Below are 5,032 nucleotides of genomic sequence, written 5' to 3' on the forward strand. Positions count from 1 at the left end.
GCGCAGCACCAGCTAGTCAGTATCGACCTGGCCACCCGCCAGCACCTGGCGCTGGCGGGTGGCCAGGTCGATACTGACTAGCCGGTGCTGCGCGGCGTCTTCTTCTACCGCCAAAACGCGGCCGTGGGCAAACTGCACGTCGCCGTAGCGGCAGGTGCCGTGGGTCAGCGCGTGCGGTGCGCTGCCGTCCAGGGCCTGTTGGTACAGTTGCTGATCGGTTTCGTTGACGAACACCACGCCGTCATCGCTAAGGCAAAAAGAACCCCCGCCGTATTCATACACCCGGCTGCTCACGCTGAAGGTGGCGGGGGTCAGGCAGTGCGCCTGCTCATCGCGCCAGTGCCAAATGCGGCAGGTGCCTTCTTGCGGGCGGTATTCGTTCCAGAACAGGCCGTGGGGGCCGACCCGCAGTTCGGCAAAGTCGACACCGGCGGCAACGGCGAGGGCGGCGCTGAAAGGTTCAGCCTTTTGCGATGAGGCGTGAGTTTCGTTCATTTCTGAAGGCCAATTGTTCGATGGTCTGGGTGGCGTGCTCGGCTTCTTCGCGCGCCTTGAGAATCAGGTCGTGTTGCGGCGACTTGCTGCACACCGGGTCCGCGTTGCTGGCGTCTCCCGTGAGCATAAAGGCTTGGCAACGGCAGCCGCCGAAGTCCTTTTCTTTCTCGTCGCACGAGCGGCAAGGCTCGGGCATCCAGTCATAGCCTCGAAAACGATTGAAGCCGAACGAGTCGTACCAGATGTGTTGCATGCTGTGGTCACGCACGTTAGGGAACTCGACCGGCATTTGTCTAGCCCCGTGGCACGGCAAGGCGGTGCCGTCCGGGGTCACGGTGAGGAAGATGCTGCCCCAGCCGTTCATGCAGGCTTTTGGCCGTTCTTCGTAGTAGTCCGGGGTGACGAAGATCAGCTTGCACGGGTGGCCTTGTGCTTCGAGCTTGGCGCGGTATTCGTTGGTGATGCGCTCGGCGCGTACCAATTGCTCTTTGGTCGGCAGCAGGCCGACCCGGTTGAGCTGCGCCCAGCCGTAGAACTGGCAGGTCGCCAGCTCGACAAAGTCGGCTTCGAGGGCGATGCACAGCTCGATGATGCGGTCGATTTTGTCGATGTTGTGCCGATGGGTGACGAAGTTCAGCACCATCGGGTAGCCGTGGGCTTTGACCGCGCGGGCCATTTCGAGCTTTTGCGCGAAGGCTTTTTTCGAGCCCGCGAGCAGGTTGTTCACTTGCTCGTCGCTGGCCTGGAAGCTGATCTGGATGTGGTCCAGCCCGGCCTTTTTGAAGTCGCTGATTTTTTGCTCAGTGAGACCGATGCCGGAGGTGATCAGGTTGGTGTAAAAACCCAGTTTGCGGGCCTCGCCGATCAGCTCGGCCAAGTCCTGACGCACCAGCGGCTCGCCGCCTGAAAACCCCAATTGCGCCGCACCCATTTCCCGCGCTTCACGAAACACTTTGACCCATTGCTCGGTGCTCAGCTCTTTGCCTTGCTGGGCGAAGTCCAGCGGGTTGGAGCAATACGGGCATTGCAGCGGGCAGCGATACGTCAGCTCGGCGAGCAGCCACAGCGGCAGGCCGACCTCGGGTTTGGGCGGCAGCGCCAGCGGTCTGTCAGACAAGTTCGATCCAGTGCTGTGCACGTGCGACCTCCATAAATTGCTCGATGTCATCACCCAGCTCCGGCACGCCGGGGAACTGCGCGTCCAGTGCGGCGATGATCGCCGCCACGTCGCGCTCGCCGTCGATCAGGCCACCGATCAGGGCGGCACTCTCGTTGAGTTTGATCATGCCTTCGGGGTAGAGCAGCACATGGCCTTTTTGTGCGGGTTCGTACTGAAAACGATAGCCCTGGCGCCAGGTCGGGGTTTTGCTGCGATCGAAGCTCATAGGGCGATTCCTTTGTGCCAGACACGTTGGTCGGTCACGCTGTGATAGGGCGGGCGGTCCAGCTCGTAGGCCATGGTCATGGCGTCGAGCATGCTCCACAAAATGTCCAGTTTGAACTGGAGAATCTCAAGCATGCGTTGCTGACCCGCGTAGGTGGTGTAGTGCTGCAAGGTGATCGCCAGGCCATGCTCAACGTCGCGGCGCGCCTGGCCCAGGCGGGTGCGGAAGTATTCGTAACCGGCCGGGTCGATCCACGGGTAATGCTGCGGCCAGCTGTCGAGGCGTGACTGGTGGATCTGTGGGGCAAACATTTCGGTCAGCGAGCTGCTGGCGGCTTCTTCCCACGTGGCGCGACGTGCGAAGTTGACGTAGGCGTCGACCGCAAAGCGCACGCCGGGCAGTACCAGCTCTTGGGAGCGCAGTTGGTCCGGGTCCAGACCCACGGCCTGGCCCAGGCGCAGCCAGGCTTCGATGCCACCGTCTTCGCCGGGGGCGCCGTCGTGGTCGAGCAGGCGCTGGATCCACTCGCGGCGGACTTCGCGGTCCGGGCAGTTGGCCAGGATGGCGGCGTCTTTGAGCGGGATGTTGACCTGGTAATAGAAGCGGTTGGCGACCCAGCCCTGGATCTGTTCGCGGGTCGCGCGGCCTTCATACATCGCCACCTGATACGGGTGATAGATGTGGTAATACGCGCCTTTGGCCCGCAGCGCGGCTTCGAACTCTGCAGTGGAGAGTGGGGCTTGGGTCATGGTGCCTCCAGAAAAAAACGTTTTTGTAGTCGCTGCCGCAGGCTGCGATAAGGGGTGTAGCCCCTTCAAAACAGCAGGGCCGCTGCGCAGCCCATCGCAGCCTGCGGCAGCGACTACAGAGTTTTGTGGGTTACAACTCGATGCTCATGCCGTCAAAGGCCACTTCAACGCCCCGGCGGGCCAGTTCGGCGCGCTCGGCGGAGTCTTCGTCGAGGATCGGGTTGGTGTTGTTGATGTGGATCAGCACCTTGCGCTGCTCGGGCAGTTGTTCCAGCACTTCGAGCATGCCGCCGGGGCCGTTCTGCGCCAGGTGGCCCATTTCACGGCCGGTGCGGGTGCCCACGCCACGGCGTTGCATTTCGTCGTCGTCCCACATCGTGCCGTCCACCAGCAGGCAATCGCTGCCGGCCATGATGTCCAGCAACGGCGCGTCGACCTTGCCCAGACCCGGCGCGTAGAACAGTTTGCCGCCGGTGCGCAGATCTTCAACGATCAGGCCGATGTTGTCGCCCGGGTGCGGGTCGAAGCGGTGCGGCGAGTAAGGCGGCGCAGCACTGCGCAACGGCAGCGGGCTGAAACGCAGATTCGGGCAAGCCGGGATGGTGAACGAGCCGTGCAACTCGATGCGGTTCCAGTTCAGGCCGCCGTTCCAGTGCTTGAGCATGTTGAACAGCGGGAAGCCGGTGCTCAGGTCTTCGTGGACCATGTCGGTGCACCACACCTCGTGCGGGCAGCCTTCGCGCAAGCTGAGCAGGCCGGTGGTGTGGTCAATCTGGCTGTCCATCAAAATAATAGCGCTGATGCCGGTGTCTCGCAGGGCGCGGCCCGGTTGCATCGGGGCGAAGCTCTGGAGTTGCGCGCGGATGTCGGGCGAGGTGTTGCACAGCACCCAGTTGACGCCATCGTCAGAGATCGCAATCGAGGATTGGGTGCGTGCTTTGGCGTTCAGGCTGCCATCGCGAAAACCCGCGCAGTTCACGCAGTTACAGTTCCACTGTGGAAAACCACCGCCGGCGGCGGAACCTAAAATCTGGACAAACATGGCGTGTTCTCTTGCAAATCTGAAAATAAAAACGCCCCGGCGAGCCGAGGCGTTGGGTTGCTCTGCTCAACTCTTGATAACCAAGAGCCGCGGCAGATCAACGGCTTGCGAAGTACATGGTCACTTCAAAGCCAATACGCAGGTCGGTGTAAGCAGGTTTAGTCCACGACATAGGGTGTCTCCTTCAGCGGTTGGTGGGGTGTCTCTGGGTTAGTCCCTCTCCCGAAGGAGTGGTTCTGACAACTTGGACGGCTATGTTACTAAAATTGTCTGTTGCTGAGCGCTCTATGTCGGAGAAAGCTCATTACGCGGTTGGTAAAAATCAGCTTTGTCCGAGAAAAAACGTTTCAGTTGCGGGCTGGGTAGCCAGGCACAGCCAAGCGCACTCAGGCTGATTAATCTGCTGAGCTGCCTGCAGTGTAGTCTGAGGATCCAGCCTTATAAGCGCGGTATAGAGCGCTTTCAAGTCGTCCGACGGGTGGCCCCCCATTTTTGCTTGCCACAGCAGTTCACTCGCTTGAGCCCCGCTCAATGACTCGGGCAAAAACTGCTGCGCCAAGGCATCTCTCGCCTGGATGAAGGTTGTTTCATCCAGTGTCGTGATGAGCGTCGGCAATTGAGCCAGGAATGCGCGGATGTGCTCGAAGATATCTGCCACGGGGGCGTGAGGCGATTGCACGCCGAACAGCAGGCCGGTTTGCCCATTGAGCTGGCGCAGGCTGCTGAACACCGCGTAGCCCAATTGCTGCTCAACCCGCAGTTGTTGATAGAACGGCGTGCTAGCCAGTTGGGCGAGCAAACGCCACGCGGCCTCGGCCGCCAGATCACCAGCGGGTGCCGGGCAAAACAGCAGCACGGCGTGTTCGCTGGACTCGCAGGGTTCTGTGACCCAGCGCCGTTGCGCCGAGTGCGCGGCCATTGGCAAGTGCGCGTCCGGCGTGCCGGGGGCTTTGTTCAAGGCGGCGCTGATTAAGGGCTGCGTGGCCGCAGGCAGGCCGAGCGCGAGGCCGTCCCAGCGTGAAGCCGCCCAGTCTTGGCTGGCATCGCTCAAGGTGGCGTCGGTCGCAGGCTGGCTGCATTGCGGCAGGCGTTTAAGTAACTGGCGAATAGGCATCAACAGCGCCGCTGGCGAGTTGCCCGGCGGTGCGTCCGGTGTTTCGAGGGCGCGCAAAGCGTGCTCCAGAATGGCCGGCATCGGGGTGTGCAAGCCCTGCATTTTCAGCTGCCAGTCATGGCCTGAAGCACTGCATGACAGTTCGACCCCGGCCTCGCGGGCATCCTGTTGCAGCGGACGCAGGCGGTTCTCCAGTGCGAGCAGCAAGCTGTCGGCCGGGCTGGCCGGCAAGCGCCAGCGCAGGTAA

The 5,032-nt window shown here is 61.9% G+C and carries 6 protein-coding genes and 1 pseudogene; all 7 read right to left on the minus strand.

Annotation, left to right across the window (positions count from 1 at the left end):
- Positions 1-30 precede the first annotated feature (30 nt).
- Positions 31-495: pseudogene (locus GHO25_RS25070) on the minus strand (S9 family peptidase); the annotation flags it as partial.
- A complete protein-coding gene (gene pqqE / locus GHO25_RS25075) occupies positions 461-1,633 on the minus strand; it encodes a pyrroloquinoline quinone biosynthesis protein PqqE (RefSeq protein WP_048372269.1) in 1,173 nt (390 codons plus the stop codon). The pseudogene GHO25_RS25070 and the gene pqqE, both read right to left, overlap by 35 nt.
- The gene (pqqD, locus tag GHO25_RS25080) at positions 1,605-1,880 is read right to left on the minus strand and encodes a pyrroloquinoline quinone biosynthesis peptide chaperone PqqD (protein WP_048372268.1); all 276 of its coding nucleotides are present in this window, start codon (positions 1,878-1,880) and stop codon (positions 1,605-1,607) included. The genes pqqE and pqqD overlap by 29 nt, the downstream gene beginning before the upstream one ends.
- A complete protein-coding gene (pqqC, locus tag GHO25_RS25085) occupies positions 1,877-2,629 on the minus strand; it encodes a pyrroloquinoline-quinone synthase PqqC (protein ID WP_048372266.1) in 753 nt (250 codons plus the stop codon). The genes pqqD and pqqC overlap by 4 nt, the downstream gene beginning before the upstream one ends.
- 130 nt (positions 2,630-2,759) lie before the next feature.
- Complete coding sequence (gene pqqB, locus GHO25_RS25090; RefSeq protein WP_048372265.1) at positions 2,760-3,671, minus strand: pyrroloquinoline quinone biosynthesis protein PqqB; 912 nt, start codon at positions 3,669-3,671, stop codon at positions 2,760-2,762.
- A gap of 97 nt (positions 3,672-3,768) precedes the next feature.
- Positions 3,769-3,843: a pyrroloquinoline quinone precursor peptide PqqA gene (gene pqqA / locus GHO25_RS25095; RefSeq protein WP_003422658.1), complete on the minus strand. Its 75-nt coding sequence runs from the start codon at positions 3,841-3,843 to the stop codon at positions 3,769-3,771.
- Between the two features lie 150 nt (positions 3,844-3,993).
- Positions 3,994-5,032, minus strand: a 1,039-nt coding sequence (locus GHO25_RS25100) for an insulinase family protein (RefSeq protein ID WP_178110232.1), incomplete at its 5' end; no start/stop codon positions are given.

Source organism: Pseudomonas sp. FSL R10-1350 (assembly GCF_009600525.1).
GTDB classification, from domain to species: Bacteria; Pseudomonadota; Gammaproteobacteria; order Pseudomonadales; family Pseudomonadaceae; genus Aquipseudomonas; species Aquipseudomonas helleri.

Coding starts and splice junctions, on each gene's coding strand:
- pqqB (WP_048372265.1), bottom strand. CDS start 3,671: ATGTTTGTCCAGATTTTAGGTTCCGCCGCCGGCGGTGGTTTTCCACAG.
- pqqD (WP_048372268.1), bottom strand. CDS start 1,880: ATGAGCTTCGATCGCAGCAAAACCCCGACCTGGCGCCAGGGCTATCGT.
- pqqC (WP_048372266.1), bottom strand. CDS start 2,629: ATGACCCAAGCCCCACTCTCCACTGCAGAGTTCGAAGCCGCGCTGCGG.